Source organism: Lysobacter xanthus (assembly GCF_047159895.1).
Genome location: NZ_BAAGAB020000006.1, coordinates 33,559 through 52,353, shown reverse-complemented (window position 1 = coordinate 52,353; position 18,795 = coordinate 33,559). Strand labels below are relative to the sequence as shown.

Annotated in this window: 19 protein-coding genes; 7 read left to right on the top strand and 12 right to left on the bottom strand. The window is 72.0% G+C overall.

Annotation, left to right across the window (positions count from 1 at the left end):
- The first annotated feature begins 32 nt into the window (after positions 1-32).
- A complete protein-coding gene (locus tag ACY35P_RS03735; protein WP_462114488.1) occupies positions 33-1,940 on the top strand; it encodes an LTA synthase family protein in 1,908 nt (635 codons plus the stop codon).
- 7 nt (positions 1,941-1,947) lie between these two features.
- Here the strand turns inward: ACY35P_RS03735 and ACY35P_RS03730 are convergent, their stop codons facing one another.
- Positions 1,948-2,487 carry a hypothetical protein gene (locus ACY35P_RS03730; RefSeq protein WP_462114487.1) on the bottom strand — a complete coding sequence of 180 codons (540 nt, stop codon included), beginning with the start codon at positions 2,485-2,487 and terminating at the stop codon, positions 1,948-1,950.
- 158 nt (positions 2,488-2,645) lie between these two features.
- Here ACY35P_RS03730 and ACY35P_RS03725 point away from each other — a divergent pair, with 158 nt between their 5' ends.
- A complete protein-coding gene (locus ACY35P_RS03725) occupies positions 2,646-3,104 on the top strand; it encodes a DUF3465 domain-containing protein (protein WP_462114486.1) in 459 nt (152 codons plus the stop codon).
- Positions 3,105-3,109: 5 nt separating this feature from the next.
- Here the strand turns inward: ACY35P_RS03725 and aroE are convergent, their stop codons facing one another.
- The 8 genes from aroE to ACY35P_RS03685 form a co-directional block, all read right to left on the bottom strand.
- Positions 3,110-3,958 (bottom strand): shikimate dehydrogenase, encoded by an 849-nt coding sequence (aroE, locus tag ACY35P_RS03720; protein ID WP_462114529.1) that lies wholly within the window; start codon positions 3,956-3,958, stop codon positions 3,110-3,112.
- Positions 3,959-4,019: 61 nt separating this feature from the next.
- On the bottom strand, positions 4,020-5,012 hold the full coding sequence (gene hemB / locus ACY35P_RS03715) for a porphobilinogen synthase (protein WP_462114485.1): 993 nt from the start codon (positions 5,010-5,012) through the stop codon (positions 4,020-4,022).
- A 153-nt stretch (positions 5,013-5,165) separates the two neighbouring features.
- On the bottom strand, positions 5,166-6,272 hold the full coding sequence (locus ACY35P_RS03710) for a sulfate/molybdate ABC transporter ATP-binding protein (RefSeq protein WP_462114484.1): 1,107 nt from the start codon (positions 6,270-6,272) through the stop codon (positions 5,166-5,168).
- Entirely contained in the window at positions 6,235-7,047 is an 813-nt protein-coding gene (gene cysW, locus ACY35P_RS03705; RefSeq protein ID WP_462114528.1) for a sulfate ABC transporter permease subunit CysW, read from the bottom strand. Before cysW ends, ACY35P_RS03710 begins: the two co-directional genes overlap by 38 nt.
- Positions 7,048-7,075: 28 nt before the next feature.
- On the bottom strand, positions 7,076-7,957 hold the full coding sequence (cysT, locus tag ACY35P_RS03700; RefSeq protein WP_462114483.1) for a sulfate ABC transporter permease subunit CysT: 882 nt from the start codon (positions 7,955-7,957) through the stop codon (positions 7,076-7,078).
- A complete protein-coding gene (locus tag ACY35P_RS03695; RefSeq protein WP_462114482.1) occupies positions 7,954-8,955 on the bottom strand; it encodes a sulfate ABC transporter substrate-binding protein in 1,002 nt (333 codons plus the stop codon). Before ACY35P_RS03695 ends, cysT begins: the two co-directional genes overlap by 4 nt.
- Before the next feature lie 23 nt (positions 8,956-8,978).
- Positions 8,979-10,397, bottom strand: a complete 1,419-nt coding sequence (locus tag ACY35P_RS03690) for an OprO/OprP family phosphate-selective porin (RefSeq protein WP_462114481.1) — start codon at positions 10,395-10,397, stop codon at positions 8,979-8,981.
- A 187-nt stretch (positions 10,398-10,584) separates the two neighbouring features.
- Complete coding sequence (locus ACY35P_RS03685) at positions 10,585-11,022, bottom strand: RrF2 family transcriptional regulator (protein ID WP_462114480.1); 438 nt, start codon at positions 11,020-11,022, stop codon at positions 10,585-10,587.
- Between the two features lie 118 nt (positions 11,023-11,140).
- Here ACY35P_RS03685 and ACY35P_RS03680 point away from each other — a divergent pair, with 118 nt between their 5' ends.
- Both ACY35P_RS03680 and ACY35P_RS03675 read left to right on the top strand, forming a co-directional pair.
- On the top strand, positions 11,141-11,971 hold the full coding sequence (locus ACY35P_RS03680; RefSeq protein ID WP_462114479.1) for an ABC transporter permease: 831 nt from the start codon (positions 11,141-11,143) through the stop codon (positions 11,969-11,971).
- A complete protein-coding gene (locus ACY35P_RS03675) occupies positions 11,968-13,533 on the top strand; it encodes an ATP-binding cassette domain-containing protein (RefSeq protein WP_462114478.1) in 1,566 nt (521 codons plus the stop codon). The genes ACY35P_RS03680 and ACY35P_RS03675 overlap by 4 nt, the downstream gene beginning before the upstream one ends.
- A 54-nt stretch (positions 13,534-13,587) precedes the next feature.
- Here the strand turns inward: ACY35P_RS03675 and ACY35P_RS03670 are convergent, their stop codons facing one another.
- The 3 genes from ACY35P_RS03670 to ACY35P_RS03660 all read right to left on the bottom strand — a co-directional run bounded on the left by ACY35P_RS03670 (position 13,588) and on the right by ACY35P_RS03660 (position 16,768).
- On the bottom strand, positions 13,588-15,219 hold the full coding sequence (locus tag ACY35P_RS03670; protein ID WP_462114477.1) for a PA domain-containing protein: 1,632 nt from the start codon (positions 15,217-15,219) through the stop codon (positions 13,588-13,590).
- Positions 15,216-15,590 carry a hypothetical protein gene (locus ACY35P_RS03665; protein ID WP_462114476.1) on the bottom strand — a complete coding sequence of 125 codons (375 nt, stop codon included), beginning with the start codon at positions 15,588-15,590 and terminating at the stop codon, positions 15,216-15,218. The genes ACY35P_RS03670 and ACY35P_RS03665 overlap by 4 nt, the downstream gene beginning before the upstream one ends.
- A gap of 194 nt (positions 15,591-15,784) precedes the next feature.
- Positions 15,785-16,768: a chorismate transformation FkbO/Hyg5 family protein gene (locus ACY35P_RS03660; protein WP_462114475.1), complete on the bottom strand. Its 984-nt coding sequence runs from the start codon at positions 16,766-16,768 to the stop codon at positions 15,785-15,787.
- Between the two features lie 290 nt (positions 16,769-17,058).
- On the opposite strand from ACY35P_RS03660, the gene ACY35P_RS03655 reads away from it, so the two are divergent.
- From ACY35P_RS03655 to ACY35P_RS03645, 3 genes are read left to right on the top strand one after another with little or no spacing between them, the layout of a single operon-like run.
- Entirely contained in the window at positions 17,059-17,328 is a 270-nt protein-coding gene (locus ACY35P_RS03655; protein ID WP_462114474.1) for a phosphopantetheine-binding protein, read from the top strand.
- Between the two features lies 1 nt (position 17,329).
- Complete coding sequence (locus ACY35P_RS03650) at positions 17,330-18,019, top strand: COG4648 family protein (protein ID WP_462114473.1); 690 nt, start codon at positions 17,330-17,332, stop codon at positions 18,017-18,019.
- A gap of 4 nt (positions 18,020-18,023) precedes the next feature.
- Entirely contained in the window at positions 18,024-18,794 is a 771-nt protein-coding gene (locus ACY35P_RS03645; protein ID WP_462114472.1) for a lysophospholipid acyltransferase family protein, read from the top strand.
- Position 18,795: the final 1 nt, after the last annotated feature.

The following is an 18,795-nucleotide window of genomic DNA, read 5'->3' as shown; positions in this document are numbered from 1 at the left end:
AGGCTGGCGGCCCGTCCCGCTCCGGTCCGTCTGTGCGCATCCCGATTCCCGGCCGCTTCCGGCCCCTGGTGTGGCTGCTGGTCGTGTTCCTCGCGTTGTCGATGCTCACCCGCATCGCCCTGGTGGCGGCGACGGGCGCCGGCCTGCCGCATACGCCGCTGCTGATGGCGCGCGTGCTGGTGCTGGGTCTGGGCTTCGACCTGGTCACCTACGTCTACTTCGCGATCCCGCTGGTGCTGCTCACGTCGCTGCTGCCCGAGCGCGTCGTGCACACGCGGACCGGACGCGGGCTGGTCGGGCTCGCCTGCTTCCTCGCGCTGCTGTCGCTGGGTTTCGTGGCGATCGCCGAGTGGACCTTCTGGGAGGAGTTCCAGAGCCGCTTCAACTTCATCGCGGTGGACTACCTCGTCTACACGCAGGAAGTCCTGGGCAACATCCGCCAGTCGTATCCGGTGGGCGCGATCCTCACCGGGCTGGTCGCCGTGTGCGCCGCGACGTTCGTGGGCACGCGCCGGCTGTGGTGGATGCACGGCGCGCGCGCCTCCGGACGCGTGCGGGTGGGCGTGGTGGTGGGATGGGCGCTGCTCGCCACCCTGGCCACCTACGGCGTCACCAGCGAGCGCAAGGACGGCAGCGGCAACCGCTACGCGGACCAGCTCGCCGGCGACGGCATCTACGAGTTCTTCGCCGCCTATCGGACCGCCGAGCTCGACTACCGGCGCTTCTACCGCACGCTGCCCGATGCGCAGGCCGAGGCGCGCGTGCGCGGCGCGCTCGCGACGCCGGACGCGGAGTTCCTGCATCCCCACGGCATCGTCCGCCGCATCCGGGCGGGCCGCCCCGAGCGTCGCCTCAACGTCGTCCTGGTGAGCGTCGAGAGCCTGTCCGCCGAGTACTCGGCCACGTACGGGCGTCCGGACTCGCTGACCCCGAACCTCGACGCACTGACGTCGAAGAGCCTGCTGTTCACCCGGCTCTACGCCACCGGCACCCGCACCGTGCGCGGGCTCGAGGCGCTGTCGCTGTCGGTGCCGCCCACGCCGGGCGAGTCGATCGTCAAGCGCGACCACAACGAACGCCTGTTCAGCCTGGCGAGCGTCTTCAACGCGAAGGGCTATGCCTCCGGCTTCGTCTACGGCGGCTACGGACGCTTTGACAACATGGACTATTTCTTCGGGCAGAACGGCTACGACGTGCACGACCGCGAGCAGATCCCGTCCTCGCAGATCCACCACGAGAACATCTGGGGCGTCGCCGACGAGGACCTCTACACGCTGGCGATGGGCACGTTCGACCGGGCGCATGCGCAGGGCAAGCCGTTCTTCGCGCACCTGATGACGACGTCCAACCACCGTCCCTACACGTTCCCGGCGGGGCGCGGGCCGTGGCCGCAGAAGCAGCGCGAGAGTGCGGTGCAGTACACCGACTGGGCGATCGCCGATTTCCTGCGACGCGCGAAGTCGCATGCGTGGTTCGACGACACCGTCTTCGTGTTCACCGCCGACCACTGCGCGAGCAGCGCCGGCAAGGCGGACCTGCCCGCCTTCCGCTACCACATCCCGCTGTGGATCTATTCCCCGAAGCACGTCGCGCCCGGCCGCTTCGACGGACTGATGAGCCAGATCGACATTGCGCCGACGCTGCTGGGCCTGCTCGGCTTCGACTACACGAGCCGTTTCTACGGCGTGGACGTGATGCGGGCGCCGCCGCAGCGCGCCTTCATCGGCACCTACGAACTGCTGGGCTACCTGCGCGATGGCGAGTTGCTGCAGCTCTCGCCGCGACACGATGCGGTCGCGCTGCATCCGTCGCTCGCCGGCGATGCCTCGCAGCCGCGATTGCCGGACGATCCGGCGCTGGCCGCCGAGGCGATCGCGTTCTACCAGCAGGCGGCGGACGATTTCCGCTCGGGCCGCATGCGCCTCGACCGGACGCGCTGAGCGCCGCTCAGCAGCGCGCGGCGCCGTCGAGGTCGGCGGCCACCGCACGCAGGGTCGACACCTCCGCCTCGCGCACGAGGCCCTGCGCGTAGATCGTCCACGCCAGGTAAGCGCGGACGCGCTGGAAGTAGCGGTGGCCGAATGGCTCCCGCGCCTGGATGCGGCGCTCGCAGCGGCGCTTCTGTTCCTCGAGGTATTCGCGCACGCAGACGAGCTTCGCGCGCGCCGCCGGGATCGACAGCCCGTCGAGCGCGAAGAACGGCAGTGCGTCGTACCGCGGATGCCGGGACAGCGGCGCCTTGTTCCAGTTCACCGCGGCGATCGCCGCGAGCTGGCCCGGCGTGCCGCAGGCCCCGCAGTCGCAGCGCACCTGCCAGCGCAGGTCGGCGAAGGCGAGGGTGGGCGCCTCGCCGCAGGCGGCGCAGGCGTTGATCCAGCGCGCGGCATCGAGCGGGTCGTCGGGCCCGAAGTCGAGCCAGGTCGGATCGATATCGACCACGCGATCGCGCGGGTCGGTAAGACGCTGGTGTTCGGGTCGGGCGGACATGGATCTCCTCGGGGCAAGGCGCAGCGACGGCCGATCGGCCGGGTCCCTGTCGTGAAGAGCGCCGCTCGCACGATTCGTGCAGCACGGGGATTGTGCCTCGTCCCGGGTGAACGCGTTGCCCCGTCCCGGATCGGGGGGTGGAATGCGATGATCCGGCGATGCAACGCCGACCCGTCTCCCGAATCCGTTACGTGGCCGCCGTGGCGCTGCTTGGCCTGGCGGTCGGCTGCACGCCGTCGGTCGAGGACGCGCCGCGCGCCGACGTGCCTTCGCGGGCCGTGGCGTCGAACGCGAGCCTCGACGAGGCGATGCGACGGCATGCGCAGGACGTGCCGGTCGAAGGCGAGGGCGTCGTGTCGCGCGTGCTGCGCGACGATCGCGACGGCAGCGCGCACCAGCGCTTCCTGCTGCGCGTCGGGAACGACCGCACCGTGCTCGTCGCGCACAACATCGACCTCGCGCCACGCCTCGACGGTCTCGCCGAGGGCGACACCGTCGCGTTCCGCGGGGAGTACGTCTGGACGCCGAAGGGCGGCACCGTGCACTGGACGCATCGCGATCCGCGCGGTGCGCATCCCGACGGCTGGCTGCGCTGGCGCGGCCGCATCTACCGGTAGCGCGGTCAGCCGGCGTCGAGCTCGCGGCGCAGCATCGCGTAGACGTCATCGGTGTGCGGCGCGATGCCATGCCAGAGGCGGAAGCTCTCGGCCGCCTGTTCGACCAGCATGCCGAGCCCGTCGATGCCGACCGCCGCGCCGCGTGATCCGGCAGCGTCGAGGAAGGGCCGGGCGGACGCGCCGTAGCCGAGGTCGACCGCAGCCCATCGCGGCGCGAGACTGCTCGGCAGCGGCCACTCGACGTCCGCGGCGTCGCGGGCGGCGGACGTGCTGTTGATCACGAGGTCGAACACCGGGGCGTCGTCCACGCCATCGCCCCACGCGCGCGGCTGCACGCGCGGGTCGTCGAGCCGCGCGACGAGTTGGGCGAGCCGCTCCGCGCCGCGGTTGACGACGACGAGCCGCGCGACGCCCGCGTCGAGCAGTGCCGGTGCGACCCCCGCCGCGGCACCGCCCGCACCGATCAGCCACACGCGCGCGCCATCGAGCGCGAGGTCGTGGCGCTCGCGCACGTCGCGCACGAGGCCGACGCCGTCGGTGTTGTCGCCGTGCCAGCGCGGCGTCGAGGCATCGCCGTCGTCGAGCCGGACCAGTGTGTTCACGGCCCCGGCGCGCGCCGCGCGCGGCGACAGCGACGTGCACAGCGCCGCCGCGGCGGCCTTGTGCGGCAGCGTGACGTTCGCGCCGCGCCCGCCGTCGTGGCCGAAGCGGGCGACGGCCTGCGCGAACGCGTCCGGTGCGGCGTCGATGCGCGCGTAGTCGAGCGCGATGCCGCACTGCGCAGCGAACGCGGCGTGGATCGCCGGCGAGCGCGAATGCGCGACGGGATGCCCGAACACGGCGTAGCGCAGCACGTTCGTCACGATCGGTTCCCCGCGCATCGAAGACGGCGGCTTCGCACGGCCGCCGGAGGGATCAGGCGTCCTCGCGCAGCCAGCGCGCGGCGTCCAGCGCGTAGTAGGTGAGCACCCCGTCCGCGCCCGCGCGCTTGATCGAGGTGAGCGCCTCGAGCGCGACCTTGCGCTCGTCGAGCCAGCCGTTCATCGACGCCGCCTTGAGCATCGCGTACTCGCCGCTCACCTGGTAGACGAACGTCGGCGCACCGAACTCGTCCTTCACCCGGCGCACGATGTCGAGGTAGGGCAGGCCCGGCTTGACCATGATCATGTCGGCGCCCTCGGCGAGGTCGAGCGAGACCTCGCGCAGCGCCTCGTCGGAATTCGCCGGATCCATCTGGTACGTCTTCTTGTCGGCCTTGCCCAGCGCGCCGGCACTGCCGACCGCATCGCGGAACGGGCCGTAGAAGGCACTCGCGTACTTCGCGCTGTAGGCGAGGATGCGCGTATGGATGTGGTCGTCCATCTCGAGCGCGGCGCGGATCTCGCCGATGCGACCGTCCATCATGTCGGAGGGCGCGACGATGTCGGCACCCGCGCGCGCATGGCTCAGCGCCTGCTTGACGAGCGCGTCGACCGTCTCGTCGTTGAGCACGTAGCCGTTCTCGTCGATCAGGCCGTCCTGGCCGTGCGAGGTGTACGGATCGAGCGCGACGTCGGTGATCACGCCGAGGTCGGGGAAGCGCGACTTGAGCGCGAACACCGCGCGCTGCACGAGGCCCTCGTCATCCCAGGCCGCCGCCGCATCGAGCGACTTGGCCTCGGGCGCGGTGACCGGGAACAACGCGAGGGCGGGCACGCGCAGCTCGCTGGCCTGCTCGCCGATGCGCAGCAGTTCGTCGACGGACACCCGCTCCACGCCCGGCATCGACCCCACGGCCGCGCGGCCGGCGAGCTCGTGCACGAAGACCGGGTAGATCAGGTCGTTGGCGGTCAGCACCGTCTCGCGCATGAGGCGGCGCGAGAAGTCGTCGCGGCGCATCCGCCGCGGTCGAATGTAGGGATAGCTCATGCGGAAAGTCTACCGCGCGCGGCCGGTGCGCCCGGCGGGCCACGGCCGCTGGAGTCGGCTGCGATTAGGACGCGAGGGTCGCCGATGGGGTGGCGTCGACCCCGGCGCCCCGACCGTCGACGTGCACCGGCGGGCAGGCGGGGCCGCCGGTGCTCAGCGCGCGAAGACCCGGCAGCGCCGCGGCTGCACGCGCACCGCATCACCGCGCGAGGGCACGGGCGACAGGCGGGTGGCCACGTCGACCTCGACCTGCCCGCCGCGCGCGAGGGCGATGTCGAGCGTGGTCGTGCCCGCCAGGCGGCGCACGTCCACTACGCGCCCGGCGAAGCCGTGCTCGCCCAGGTCCGCATCGTGCGGCCGGAAGTAGAGCCGCGCGGGGCCGGTGGCGCCGTCGGTGGGCAGCGGCAGCGCGACCTCGCCGTCGGTGAACGCACCGTCGCGCACCGCGCCGTCCACGGTGGACGCGCGCCCGATGAAGTCGAACGCGAAGGCCGTTGCCGGGGAGTCGTAGATCTCGGCCGGCGTGCCGACCTGCTCGATGCGCCCGTCGCGCAGCAGCACCACGCGGTCGGCGAGTTCCAGCGCTTCCTCCTGGTCATGGGTCACGAACAGCGTGGTGGTGCCGGTCTGCTCGTGCAGGCGACGCAGCCAGCGACGCAGCTCGATGCGCACCTTGGCGTCGAGCGCGCCGAACGGCTCGTCGAGCAGCAGCAGGCCCGGCTCGATAGCGAGCGCGCGGGCGAGCGCGATGCGCTGCTTCTGGCCGCCCGACAGCTGTTCGGGGTAGCGACCACCGTGCTCGGGCAACTGCACCAGCGCGAGCAGTTCGTCGACGCGCCGTGCGATGTCGGCCTTCGCCGGGCGCCGCACGCGTGGGCGGCTGCGCAGCCCGAACGCGATGTTCTCGGCGACCGTCATGTGCCGGAACAGCGCGTAGTGCTGGAACACGAAGCCGACGTTGCGTTCGCGCAAGGAGAGCCGCGTGGCGTCGCCATCATCGAACAGCACACGCCCGCCGTCGGCGTCGAGCAGGCCGGCGATCACGCGCAGCAGCGTGGTCTTGCCCGAGCCCGAGGGGCCGAGCAGCGCGACGAGTTCGCCCGCGGCGACGTCGAGGTCGACGGCATCGAGCGCGGCGAGCCCTTCGTAGTGCTTGGACAGCCCGCGCACGGTGAGGCGGGTGCCGGGGCGGCGGAGCGTGGCGGTCACGGCGCGGCTGGGCTCAGTGGCGAGTGGAAGGGCGAGCGAGGGCGTCGCCATGGCGGGACTCCAGCCAGAATTTCAGGACGAGCGTGACGAGCGCGAGGCCCGCCAGCAGCGAGGCCACTGCGAACGCGGCAGTGCCGTCGAACTCGTTGTAGAGGATCTCGATGTGCAGCGGCAGCGTGTTGGTGAGCCCGCGGATGTGGCCCGAGACCACGGACACCGCGCCGAACTCGCCCATCGCGCGCGCGGTGCACAGCAGCACGCCGTACAGCAGGCCCCATTTGATGTTGGGCAGCGTCACGCGACGGAACATCGTCCACGCGCCGGCACCGAGCGAGCGCGCGGCCAGTTCCTCGTCCGCGCCCTGCTGCTGCATCAGCGGGATCAGCTCGCGCGCGACGAAGGGAAAGGTGATGAACAGCGTCGCGAGCACGATGCCCGGCCGCGCGAACAGGATCCTGACGTCGTAGTGCTCGAGCAGCGACGCGAACCAGCCCTGCGAGCCGAACAGCAGCACGAGGCACAGGCCCGCGACCACCGGCGACACCGCGAACGGCAGGTCGACCAGCGCGAGCAGCACGCGCTTGCCGTGGAAGTCGAAACGCGTCACCGCCCAGGCGAGCATCACGCCGAAGACCGCATTCAACGGCACCGCGATGCCGGCGGTGAACAGCGTCAGCTTCAGCGCGGCGATCGCGTCCTCGGTGGTGAGCGCGGCCCACCACGCGTGGAAGCCTTCGCCGAATGCCGCGCCCAGCACCATCGCCAGCGGCAGCACCACGAGCCCGCCCATCAACAGGAAGGCGAGCGCGATCAGCGGGATGCGCATCCACGCCGGCGGATCGAGCGGATGACGCTCAGCCACGGCGGCCGCCCCGGGAATGCGCGAACAGCAAGGGGACCGCATTGATCGCGAGCAGGCAGACGAACGAGGCGATCAGCAGCAGCGCCGCGATCGCGACCGCGCCGTTGTAGTCGTATTCCTCCAGGCGGATCGTGATGAGCAGCGGCGCGATCTCCGTTTTGTACGGTAGGTTGCCGGCGATGAAGATCACCGAGCCGTACTCGCCGAGCGCGCGTGCGAAGGCCAGCGAGAACCCGGTGAGCGCGGCCGGCAGCACTTCGGGCACCACCACGCGGCGCCACGTGGTGAAGCGCGAGGCCCCGAGCGAGGCCGCGGCCTCTTCCTGTTCGCGCCCGAGGGTTTCCAGCACCGGCTGCACCGTGCGCACCGCGAACGGCAGCCCGATGAAGACCAGCGCGAGCACGATGCCGATCGGGGTGTAGGCGATCTTCCAGCCCATCGATTCGGCGTACCGGCCGAGCCAGCCGTTCGGCGCGTAGATCGCGGTGAGCGCGATGCCGGCCACCGCCGTCGGAAGCGCGAACGGAAGGTCGACCAGCGCATCGAGCAGGCGCCGCGCCGGGAACCGATACCGCACCAGCACCCACGCGATCAGCACGCCGGCGAGCGAGGCGATGATCGCGGCGACCAGCGACGCCCCGAAGCTGAGCTTGAGGGCCTGCTGCACGCGCTCGTCGGAAATCGCGCGCAGCCAACCTTCGCGCCCGAGCCCGGCCGCACGCACCGCCAGCGCGAGCAACGGCAGCAGCACGACGGCGCCGAGCCACGCCATGCCGAGCCCCAGGCTCAGCCCGAAGCCCGGCAGGGGCGAGCGTCCCGCGCGGCTGCGCGTGCGCGGCGGGACACCCGCGATGGCGGTCGCCGACTGCGTCACTTGCGGTAGATGCGGTCGAAGAAGCCGCCGTCGGCGAAGTGCAACGCCTGTGCCTTCTTCCATCCGCCGAACGCGCTGTCGATCGTCACCCGCTTGAGCTTCGGGAAACGCGCGAGGTCGCCCGCGGCGATGCCGGTGGTGTCGATCGGACGGAAGAAGTGCTTCGCCGCGAGCTGCTGGCCCGTCGGCGAGTACAGGAACCGCAGGTAGGCTTCGGCCTGCTTGCGCGCGCCGTGCCTGGCGACGTTCTTGTCGACCCACGCAACCGGCGGCTCGGCGAGGATCGACAGCGACGGCGCGACGATCTCGTACTTGCCGGCGTTGCCCGGCTGCGCGAGCGTGAGCAACGCCTCGTTCTCCCAGGCGATGAGTACGTCGCCGATGCCGCGCTCGACGAAGGTGGTGGTCGCGCCGCGCGCGCCAGAGTCCAGCACCGGCACGTTCTTGAACAGCCGGCCCATCCAGTCGACGACCTTGTCGCCGTCGCGGTACTGCTGCGAGGCCCAGGCCCAGGCGGCGAGGTAGTTCCAGCGCGCGCCGCCGGAGGTCTTCGGGTTCGGCGTGATCACCGCGACGCCCGGCTTGGTCAGGTCGCCCCAGTCGCGGATGCCCTTCGGATTGCCCTTGCGTACCAGCAGCACGATGGTCGAGGTGTACGGCGCGCTGTTGTGCGGCAGGCGCGACTGCCAGTTCGGCGGCAGCAGCTTCGCGTTCTGCGCGATGGCGTCGATGTCGCCGGCGAGGGCCAGCGTCACCACGTCCGCCTGCAGCCCGTCGATGACGGCACGGGCCTGCTTGCCCGAGCCTCCGTGCGAACTGCGGACCTCGAGCGTCTCGCCGGTCTGCTGCTTCCACTGGGCGGCGAACCGCGTGTTGACGTCGGCGTAGAACTCGCGCGTCGGATCGTAGGAGACATTGAGGAGTTGCAGCTCCTTGGCGCCGGCCGGACCGGCGAGCAGCGTCGCCGCCAGCAGTGCGGTGCGGATCAGGGTCTTCATGGGGGAAAGGCCTGGAGTGGAGGTCAGAAGGAGACTTGCGCGCGGGTGAAGAAGGTCTTCTCGGTCTCGCGGTCGCCGCCCGCCGCGCCGCCGTCGAACGCGGCCTGCGTGTAGTTCGCGACCAGCTTGAGGTTCTGCGTCAGGTACCAGTTGACGCCGACCGTCCAGGCACGCACCCGGTGGGCGGCGGTGGCCGGGTCGGCGAATACGGGGAAGGCGTCCTCGTCGATGTCGAGCGCCCCGACCCGGGCGGCGAGTTCCACGGCGCCGAAGCCTGCGCCCGCGACGTTGAAAGGACGATCGGGCCGCGCCACACCGCGGTACGACGCGTCCTCGCCGGTCAGCACCCAGCTCGCGGCGAGCTGCCAGGCGCGGTTGTCGATGCGCGCACGGCTCGTGCCCGCGCGTACCTGCTGCGACGACTCGATGTATTCGCCCAGCAGGCCGACGGGGCCCGCGTACCAGTACGCCTGCGGCGAGAGACGACGGCGCTCGCCGTCGGCCACCACGGCGCTGCGATAGCCGAAGAACTGCACCTGGCCGGGGGTGCGGTAGCGCGGCAGCGCGTTCGAGCCGCTGCCCGCGACGTCGCCCTGCGTGGCCGAGACGCCGAAGCCGAGGCCCGATGCGATGCCGGCCGAGTCCCGGAACGGTTCCCAGAACACCCGGCCGGCGAACTCGATCGCATCGTCGGGATTGCTCGCCGTGGGCGCATCGCGGCCGTCGGGCGTGCCGTTGAACGCACCGACCGCATACGTGAGGCCATTGCCGGACTCGCCCTGCAGCTGCACGCCGAAATCGCGATTGGGCGCGAGCTCCGACGGCAGTCCGAGTTCCATGAACGTGGTCGCGCCCGACGACTGCAGGCGCTCGAGCCCGACCGGCGCCTTGAACTTGCCCACCCGCACGGTCGCGCGCGGGTCGAATTTCAGGTCGACGTAGGCATCGGCGATCGTCGCGCTGTCGCCCGCGAGCTCCGGCATCAGGCGGAAGCCGAGCAGCTTGCCGTAGCTGCCTTCGAGCACCGGCTGGATGCGGCGCACGAGGAAGCCGTCGTTCTGCGGCAACGCGTCGTCGCCGATCCAGGCGCGGCCGTCCGCCTGGACCAGGCCGCGGAACTTCAGCTCGACCCCGTCCGCGGCGGGCGACTTCAGCGACACGCCCTTGGCCGCACTGACGGTGAGCGTCGAGGCACTGGCGGCCTTCGTCACCGCGTCTTCGGCCTGCAGCTCCAGCTGGCGCTCGATGACCTTCAGGCGCTGGTCGAGCGCGGCGAGGCCGGCATCGCTACCGGCGTCGGTGGCGGAGACGCCGAGGCGCTGCTCGATCGCCTTCAGGCGTTCGGCCAGCTGTTCGACGGTGGGCGGCTGCTGGCCGTGGGCGGCGCCGGTGGCCGACACGAGCGCCAGCGCGACGGCGAGGGAAGCGGGACGGCGTGGCATCAGGGACTCCGTTTGCGGTGGGCGATGCCCTGCGGCATCGCGAAGGTTCGTGGTGGACGCGTGGAAGATCCGCGTCCGTCGACGCGCAGCATCCGGCCGCGCGATTGGGACGATGGGGCCAGTGTGTACGACGACCTCCACCGCGCGCCGGCATTGCGGACGGCGCAGTCGCCGAATGGCGCGACAGTCATGCGGACGTCGCCACGCCGAGCGGATCGCCGTTGGCCAGCGCCTGTACGCTCACCGCATCGAGCACCCGCGACAGCGCGTCCCGGGCATCGCGCATCACCGCGCGCAGGCCACAGGCGTCCGGATCGGGGCATTCGGGGCAGGCCCGGTAGGCGGTGACCGAAGCGCAACGCACCGGCGCCAGCGGGCCGTCGATCACGCGGATGACGTCGCCGAGCATGATGCGGTGTGCGGGGCGCGCCAGGGCATGGCCGCCGTGCGGGCCGCGTCGGCTGTCGACCAGGCCCGCATCGCGCAGCTCGACGAGGATCGCCTCGAGGAACTTCTCCGGCGTGCCGCTGCGCTCAGCGAGCGTGCGCGCCTGCAGCCGCTCGCCGTCGCCGACGGCCAGCGCGGACAGCGCCCGCAGCGCGTACTTGGCCTTCATCGTCAGCATTTCCCAGCCACCATGTGGGAAATCTGCCTGCGGCCGCGCGATCCGGGAAACGCCGCGGTCGAATCTGCTCATGCCGTGACGGCATGTGGCGACGCGCGCGCAGGCTAGGATGCCGCCGATGCGTTCGCCCCTTCCGTCCCTCGCCCGCACGAGCCTCGCGGTGCTCGGCCTGCTCGCGCTGGCCTGCGCGCTGGGACCGCTCGTGGTGCCGTTCGATGCGCAGTCGCCGGACTGGGACGCCCTGTCCGTCGCGCCGGGCGTCGGCGGGCATCTGCTCGGCACCGATGCGATCGGCCGCGACGTGCTCGCGCGCACGCTGGCCGGGGGCCGGCTCTCGCTCGGCGTCGGCCTGCTGTCGAGCGTGCTCGCGCTGCTGATCGGCCTGACCTACGGCGCCGTCGCCGGGCTCGCGGGCGGCCGCCTCGAGCGGCTGATGGTGCGCGCGCTCGACGTCGTCAGCGCGATCCCGTTCCTGCTGGTGGTGATCCTGCTGCTCACCCTGTTCGAGCGCTCGCTCGGCCTGCTGCTTGCCGCCATCGGCGGCTACGTCTGGATCGACTTCGCGCGCGTGATGCGCAGCGAGGCCGCGCGGCTGCGAAACGCGCCCTTCGTGCTCGCGAGCGAGGCCCTGGGCGCGACGTTCGGCCAGCGCCTGCGCTGGCACGTCGTGCCCAACCTGCTGCCGCTGGCGATGGTCTACCTCGGCCTGATCCTGCCGCAGGCCATCCTCGTCGAGAGTTTCCTCGGCTTCCTGGGCCTGTCGATCGACGAGCCCGCCGCGAGCTGGGGCAGCCTGCTGAGCGATGGCGTGCAGGAGATGGACAGCGCCCCGTGGACGCTGCTGTTCCCCGCCGGCGCGCTGGTGCTCACGCTCGCCGCGTTCCAGATGCTCGGCGACGGCCTGCGCGACTGGCTCGACGTTCGCACCCGTCCGCAGGCCGCCGCATGAGCGCGCTGCTGCGACTGCGCGACCTTGAAGTGCGGCACGGCACCGGCGTGCTGCTCCGCCTGCCGGCGCTCGACGTCGAGGCGGGCGGCTGCACTGCGCTGGTCGGCGAGAGCGGCAGCGGCAAGAGCCTCACGGTGCAGGCGCTGCTCGGCCTGCTGCCGCAGGGGCTCACGTCGACGGGCCGGCTCGCGTTCGACGGCGTCGAGTCGAGCCTCGGCACGTCGATGCATCGTGCGCTCGCCGGGCGCGGGCTCGCCTGGGTGCCGCAGGATCCGCTCGCCTCGCTGCATCCGCTGCGGCGCGTCGGCGACCAGATGGTCGAGACGTTACGGGCCCTGCACCGCCTCGACCGGCGCGCGGCGATCGACGAGGCGCGTCGCCTGCTCGAGCGCGTGCAGCTGCCCGATCCGGCGGGTGCCTTGCGGCGTCGCCCGCACGAATTCTCCGGCGGCCAGCGCCAGCGCATCGCGATCGCGCTCGCGCTCGCCACCCGGCCGCGCGTGCTGGTCGCCGACGAGCCGACCTCCGCGCTCGATGCGCGCATCGCCCGCGACGTGCTGCGTCTTCTCGATGCGCTGCGCGAGGACGACGGCCTGGGCGTGCTGCTGGTGAGCCACGACCTCCCGCTGGTGGCCGCGCACGCGCGGCAGGTGCTGGTGCTGCGTGCGGGCGAGGTGGTCGAGGCCGGCCCCACCGCCGCGGTGCTCGCGCAGCCCGCGCACGCCTACACGCGCGAACTCGTCGCGAGCGATGGTGCCGCGCTTGATGCGGGCGCACGGGTCGCGAGCGACGCCCCCGTCGTGCTCGAGGCGCGGGGCCTGCGCCTGCGTTATCCAGGCGCGCGCAGCGACGCGCTCGACGGCGTCGACCTCGTCCTGCGGCGCGGCGAAGCACTGGCGATCGTGGGCGAGAGCGGCAGCGGCAAGAGCTCGCTCGGTCGCGCGCTGCTGCGGCTCGTGCGTCGCGCCGACGGCGAGGTGCGGCTGCACCACCACGGCCGCAGCGACGACCTGCTGCATCTGTCGCCGCGTGCGCTGCGCGCGCTGCGTCCTACGCTGGGCGTGGTCTTCCAGGATCCCGGCGCGTCGCTCGATCCTCGCATGCGCGTGCTCGACCTGGTGACCGAACCGCTGCGCGTGCACGGCGGTGTCGACGCGGCCGCGCTGCGCGAGCGCGCCGGCGCACTGCTGCGCGACGTCGGCCTCGAGGCGGACATGCTCGATCGCCATCCGCATCGCTTCTCCGGCGGCCAGCGCCAGCGCATCGCGATCGCGCGCGCGCTCGCCGGCGATCCCGCGGTGCTGCTCTGCGACGAAGCGGTGTCGGCGCTCGACGCGCACCATCGCCGCGCGATCCTCGAACTGCTCGACCGCCTGCGCCGCGAGCGCGGGCTCGCCTTGCTGTTCATCACCCACGACCTGCGGGCGGCCAGCGCACTCGCCGCGCGCATCGCGGTCATGGAGCGCGGCCGCATCGTCGAGACGGGTGCCACCGCCGACGTGCTCGCGCAGGCGCGGCATCCGCACACGCGCGCGCTCGTCGAGGCGTCGGGACTCGCATAAAAAAAGCCGGCGCCCGAAGGCGCCGGCCGATGTCACACCGCAAGCGTCAGACGGTTACGGCTGGAGCGAAGCGCACTTGAAGATCTGGTCGCGCTGCAGGTAGCTGATGAGGCCGACCTGCTGGAGCGGCAGCGAACGATCCATGACGCACTTGGCGTACGACGCCTTGCTGCCCGGGAAGATCGCCTTGCAGACTCCTGCCTGGCCCAGAACGTTCGACCCGGGGATCAGGCCACCCACCTTCACACCCGGAACGGTCGTGTCGCAGGTGCCGAGCTTCGTGCCCGCGGTCTGCAGCTGCCAGCCGAGGTCCTGCAGCAGGGCCGGGGTCAGGTCGACCAGAACCTGCGCCTGGACCGACGGCGTGTCAAACGGCTCCATCAGCGCGTTGGGCTGCAGGGCGGTGTCGAAGTGCGAGAACGTCGAGCCGCCCGCGACAACCGTCGGTGCGTACAGGCGCACGCGGCCTGCGTTGTCGGCGCCCTGCAGGACACCCGGCGGCGTCGCGATGCCCGCAGTGAGCGGAAGGTTGGCCTTGAGCGTGGCGCCATCGACGTTTGACACCAGCACGGACGGGATGGTGATCGCCTGGGTGACGGTCGCATCCTCGCCCATGTCCTGCACGCCTGCGGCATTGCTGGCGATCACCACGCCAACGGCGCCGGCGAGCTGGGCATTGCGCACCTTGATCTTGAACGAGCAGGTGCCGCGGTCGATGACAGCGTACTTGCCGGCGATCGCAGCCGCGTTGACGAACGGAGCCTCGCAGCCATCAGTCGCCGACGGGCTGGCCACGCCGTCGTTCACCAGCACGAGCTGGTTGGCCGGCATGGCCGCGCTGGTGGCTGCAGGGCCGAACACCGCATAGCCGAGCTCGTAGTTGCCGGCGGCGGGGCCCGCGGCCACGCTCAGCACGCGCCGCTGGTCCAGCAGCAGCGAGGCCTGCGAATTGACGTTAGCACCCGCCCAGACGGTGCGGCCCGGCGTCTTCATGGCATTGGCGCGGTCGGCATTGGTCATGCCGGGGTCGTCGAACCGCAAGCCGCGGACGTTGTCATAGGCGTTGCGCGTGTAGATGTCCGAATAGCCCGCGTACAGCGCGCCGGTGCTCTTGTTGAGGAAACCCGCGACGCCGAGGCCGTGGCCGATCTCGTGCATCACCACGTTGAGGAAGTTGATCTTGCCCACCGGCGTCTTGCCGTCGAGGCCGTAGTACCAGCCGCCGGACGACTCCAAGCACCCCGGGGTGCCGATCTTGCCGTTGAACTGGGAGCTGATGTCCGGACCGCCTGGCACACCGTCGCCGCCAGCGATCGCGTCGTACAGCGCCGACGGGTAGATGACGTTGGGCACCATGCCCGGACCGTTGATGAAGATGTAGGTCGGACCGGCCGAACCCAGCACGGCGCTGGTCGCGTCGCAGGTCAAAGGGGCGAACGAGGCGTTGACCCGGATGTCGACGTTGCTCTTGAGCACGCCACCCCAGAGGTCGGCCGCGAACTGGTAGGCGTTCGTGCGCTGCTGGCCCAGCGTGGTGCCGGGGTTTCCGCCCGCGGGCGTGGCCGGGGTGGTTTCGTTGAGGCCAACGCCCGCCACGTCGACGTTGACGAGTCGAACGTTCGCGGCATCGGCGGCGCCGGCGGTGAGCGCAAGGCCCAGGCCGAGGGCAAGGAGGGTCTTGTTCATCGGTCGCTGACCTCGCGCGTCGGGGCCTGCGCCTGGCCGTGGTCGATCACGACGCGCCCATCGGGCCCCGTGGTCGCGCGGACAACGCTCTGCAAGTCGGCGGGGACGCGGAAGCCGGTGCCGCCCGCAGCCGCGTTGAAGCGGGTCGCGAGGATTTCCTCGGTCGTGGGGCCGGCAACCGCCGGGCCTTCGACTTCGAGTTCCGCGCTCTCGGTGCCCGTCAGCGGTCGCAGCTGGCCGGTGGTCGGGTCGATGCCGACCTTGATGCCGGCGGCGGTAACGCTGTGAGTGGCCGGCTTTGCGGGCTCGGCTGCAACCGCGGCGCCGGCGGCGACCGCCAGCAGCAGCACGGAAGTGCGTGCGATGTTCATGTGGATCCCCTGGAATGATCGAAAAACCCCCGGCCAGCACAGCCGGAACGGATTCGCCCGCCCGATCAGGACAGTGACCGAGGGCGCGCCCGAGTGTGAACCAGCTCACAACGCCAATTCAATAGGCATTCGCCCGACATCGGACGGGCGCCTTAACCGGACAGGTCCGCTCAAGAAACGGCCGCTTTCGGCCCTCAGCCGTGGCAGCCGTCGATCTCCAGCCGCAGTTCGCGGCGGCAGACGCGGGCATGCAGCACCAGGCGGGGCACGTCGGGCAGGCGCTGCCGCAGTGCGGCGTCGACCGTCGCCAGTTCGCCCGCCTCGCGGACGTAGGCCTTGAGCGGCGAGCCCGGGCCGAGCCGGGCTGGCAGGGACGGCCGGTGGGTGCGCGCGACCTCGACCAGGCTGTCGATGTTGGCCAGCGTCTCGTCGAGTTGCGCGCTCACGCAGTCGAGATGGCGGGATTCGTGGCCCTGGATCGAGGCCGTGCCGGACAGCAGCAAGGGCAGCGGCTCGATCGGCAGCATCGCCCGGGCGAAGCTCGGCGGCTGCGGGCCGTACTGGCGCGGGTAGCGATAGGCGCTGACCTGCCGCGGGTTTTCCAGCGGCAGGCCCGGCTCCCGCGCCGCGAGCCAGTACACCTGCAGGCGTCCATTGCCGCGGATGCGGCCGATCGCGGTCGCGGCCGGCAGCGTCGCGGTCGAGAAGCCATCGCCCAGCCCCTCGGCGCGGCCGACGCAGAAACGCTTGTAGCGCTCGTCGTCGCCCTCGCCCGCGGTGATGTCGTCGAGGTAGTTCCAGATGCGCAGCAGGTGGGGATAGCCGAGCGCCTCGGTGCGCCGCCGCAACGTGGCATAGGCATGCGCCGCCGCCGCCCGGATGTCGCCCGCGACCTCCGGCACGTCCATCGCGGCGACCAGCAGCGCGCCGTCCTCGGCATAGGCGAGGTCGTCGATGTGGCCGCGCCGCACGGGGCCGGTCGAGCGCCAGACTTCGAACGGCGCGTCGCCGGCCGGTTCGAGGGCGACGCGGACGAGGCGTGGATCCTCGCTCCGCGGCGCCGCCTCGCCGAAGGCGATGACCGCCAGCACGTCATCCCCGGCCAGCAGCGCCGGGAGAGGCGCGTGGGAGTAGGTGATCGACAGGCGCGGAGCGGTCGCCGGGGTCGGCGCCGTCATGGGCAGCCCTGTACGGCAGCGGGGCGGCGACGGGTCCGCGGGCTGGACGGTCCGGGCCGCCGGGCCGCGCGGGGCAGGGCTCCGACACCGGCCGATCCCCGGGCGCGCAGTGAACGGGGGCGGGGCCCCATCGCCGCCGACGCCCGCGCCACGCCGCCATCGGTGGCAGAATTCCGCACTTCGCTCATCCCCGAATGATACCGGCAGCCCGCGCGAGGGCGCCGGACCGCTCGCGGCGGGCGCTGCGGGCCGCGGCATCGGCGGCCCACCCCTTTTCGACGGAAGCACCGATGTCCACGCAGACCGCCCCTGAAACCGAACTCGCCGAGCTGATCGTCGAGAGCCTGAACCTCGAGGGCGTCAGCGCCGCCGACATCGATCCGGCGGCGCCGCTGTTCGGCGACGGCCTCGGCCTCGACTCGATCGACGCCCTCGAACTCGCCCTGTCGATCAGCAAGCGCTACGGCTTCCAGCTGCGCAGCGACAGCGACGAGAACCGCCGGATCTTCGGCTCCCTGCGCGCGCTCAGCGAGCACGTGCAGGCGAACCGCACGGCCTGAGATGGACCTGGCGCTCGCGCGCCTGCTGCTGAGCGCGGCGTACCCGCTGCTCGCGCATGCCGCGAGCGCGGGGCGCGACCCGCGGCTGGCCGCGTTCGCGCTGCTCGACATCGTGCTGATCCTGCTGGTCGTGCCGCTCGGCCAGCGCCGCCCGTGGGCCTGGGCGACGGTCGTCGCGTCGGCGGCGGTGCTCTGGCTCGTGCAGCGCTCGGTGATGCTGCCGGTGCTGCTGTTGCTGCCGCCCGTGCTCTTCCCGTGGCTGGTCGCCTGGTTCTTCGCGCGCACGCTTCGCGCCGGGCGGGTACCGCTGATCAGCCGCATCGCGGCGGGGATCGAGGATCGTGCCGTCGCCGACCTGCCGCCGCCGCTGCAGGCCTACACCCGCGGCCTGACCCGGCTCTGGGCACTCGTGCTCGCCGGGATCGGCGTCGCGAACCTCCTGCTCGGCATCATCGCGGTGCCCGACGGCCTGCTCGTGCACCTCGGCTACGCCTCGCCCGTCACCGTCCCGCAGGTGGCCTGGTCGTGGGTCGCGAACGTGCTCGACTACGGCGTCGCCGCGCTGCTGATGGTCGTCGAATACCTCGTGCGGATGCGCCTGTTCCCGGACCGCCCGTACCGCACCCTTCCCGAGTTCGTCCGCCGCATCGGTGCCATGGGCCCGGCGTTCTGGCGCGACGTGATGCGCTGAGCCCATGTCCGCGACCTCCGATACCCTCCCGCTCCGCGAACCGCTGCCGCTGCGCCTGGCGTGGTCGGCGTGCAATGCGGTGCAGCTCGTCTTCACCCTCGCGTGGACCGCCGCCTGCGTGACGCTCGCGCTCGCCGTGCGCGCCGTGACCGGCAGCGCGCGTCTGCCGCTGCGCATGGCCGCGCGGCTGTGGGCGCCGGCGCTGCTCACCGGCGCCGGCGCGCGGCTGGACGTCCGCGGCGCCGAACAGGTCGACTGGAGCAAGCCCTGCGTGCTCGTGGCGACGCACGAATCGGTGATCGACATCTGCGCGCTGTTCCGCGCGGTGCCCGTGCCGCTGCGCTTCATGCTCAAGCACGAGATGACGCGCGTGCCGTTCGTGGGCCGCTATGCCACCCGGATGGGCATGTGCTTCATCGAGCGCGACGGCAACCGTGCCTCGATGGTGCGCAGCCTGCGCGCGGCGGGCGAGATCGTGAAGGCCGGGCAGGTGCTCTGCATCTTCCCGGAAGGCACGCGCAATACCGACGGCCGCGTCGGCGAATTCAAGCCCGGCGCGTTCCAGGTGGCCATCGGCGCGGGCGTGCCGGTGGTGCCGGTGGCGTTGAGCGGCGCCGGCGCGATCCTGCCGCCGTACAGCTTCCGCGTGCGGCCCGGCACGCTGCGGGTGCGCTTCGGCGCGCCGATGAGCGCCGAGGGCAGCGGTGCCGACGCGCGCGAGGCACTCGCGGCGCGCGCGCGCCAGGCCGTGCTCGACCTGCTCGCGCGCGACTGAC

Coding starts and splice junctions, on each gene's coding strand:
- ACY35P_RS03695 (WP_462114482.1), bottom strand. CDS start 8,955: ATGAAGACCCTGATCCGCACCGCACTGCTGGCGGCGACGCTGCTCGCC.
- ACY35P_RS03710 (WP_462114484.1), bottom strand. CDS start 6,272: ATGGCGACGCCCTCGCTCGCCCTTCCACTCGCCACTGAGCCCAGCCGC.
- ACY35P_RS03655 (WP_462114474.1), top strand. CDS start 17,059: ATGTCCACGCAGACCGCCCCTGAAACCGAACTCGCCGAGCTGATCGTC.
- hemB (WP_462114485.1), bottom strand. CDS start 5,012: ATGAGCTATCCCTACATTCGACCGCGGCGGATGCGCCGCGACGACTTC.
- ACY35P_RS03730 (WP_462114487.1), bottom strand. CDS start 2,487: ATGTCCGCCCGACCCGAACACCAGCGTCTTACCGACCCGCGCGATCGC.
- ACY35P_RS03725 (WP_462114486.1), top strand. CDS start 2,646: ATGCAACGCCGACCCGTCTCCCGAATCCGTTACGTGGCCGCCGTGGCG.
- ACY35P_RS03650 (WP_462114473.1), top strand. CDS start 17,330: ATGGACCTGGCGCTCGCGCGCCTGCTGCTGAGCGCGGCGTACCCGCTG.
- ACY35P_RS03690 (WP_462114481.1), bottom strand. CDS start 10,397: ATGCCACGCCGTCCCGCTTCCCTCGCCGTCGCGCTGGCGCTCGTGTCG.
- ACY35P_RS03670 (WP_462114477.1), bottom strand. CDS start 15,219: ATGAACAAGACCCTCCTTGCCCTCGGCCTGGGCCTTGCGCTCACCGCC.
- cysW (WP_462114528.1), bottom strand. CDS start 7,047: ATGCGCATCCCGCTGATCGCGCTCGCCTTCCTGTTGATGGGCGGGCTC.
- ACY35P_RS03645 (WP_462114472.1), top strand. CDS start 18,024: ATGTCCGCGACCTCCGATACCCTCCCGCTCCGCGAACCGCTGCCGCTG.
- ACY35P_RS03680 (WP_462114479.1), top strand. CDS start 11,141: ATGCGTTCGCCCCTTCCGTCCCTCGCCCGCACGAGCCTCGCGGTGCTC.
- ACY35P_RS03660 (WP_462114475.1), bottom strand. CDS start 16,768: ATGACGGCGCCGACCCCGGCGACCGCTCCGCGCCTGTCGATCACCTAC.
- ACY35P_RS03685 (WP_462114480.1), bottom strand. CDS start 11,022: ATGCTGACGATGAAGGCCAAGTACGCGCTGCGGGCGCTGTCCGCGCTG.
- ACY35P_RS03675 (WP_462114478.1), top strand. CDS start 11,968: ATGAGCGCGCTGCTGCGACTGCGCGACCTTGAAGTGCGGCACGGCACC.
- ACY35P_RS03665 (WP_462114476.1), bottom strand. CDS start 15,590: ATGAACATCGCACGCACTTCCGTGCTGCTGCTGGCGGTCGCCGCCGGC.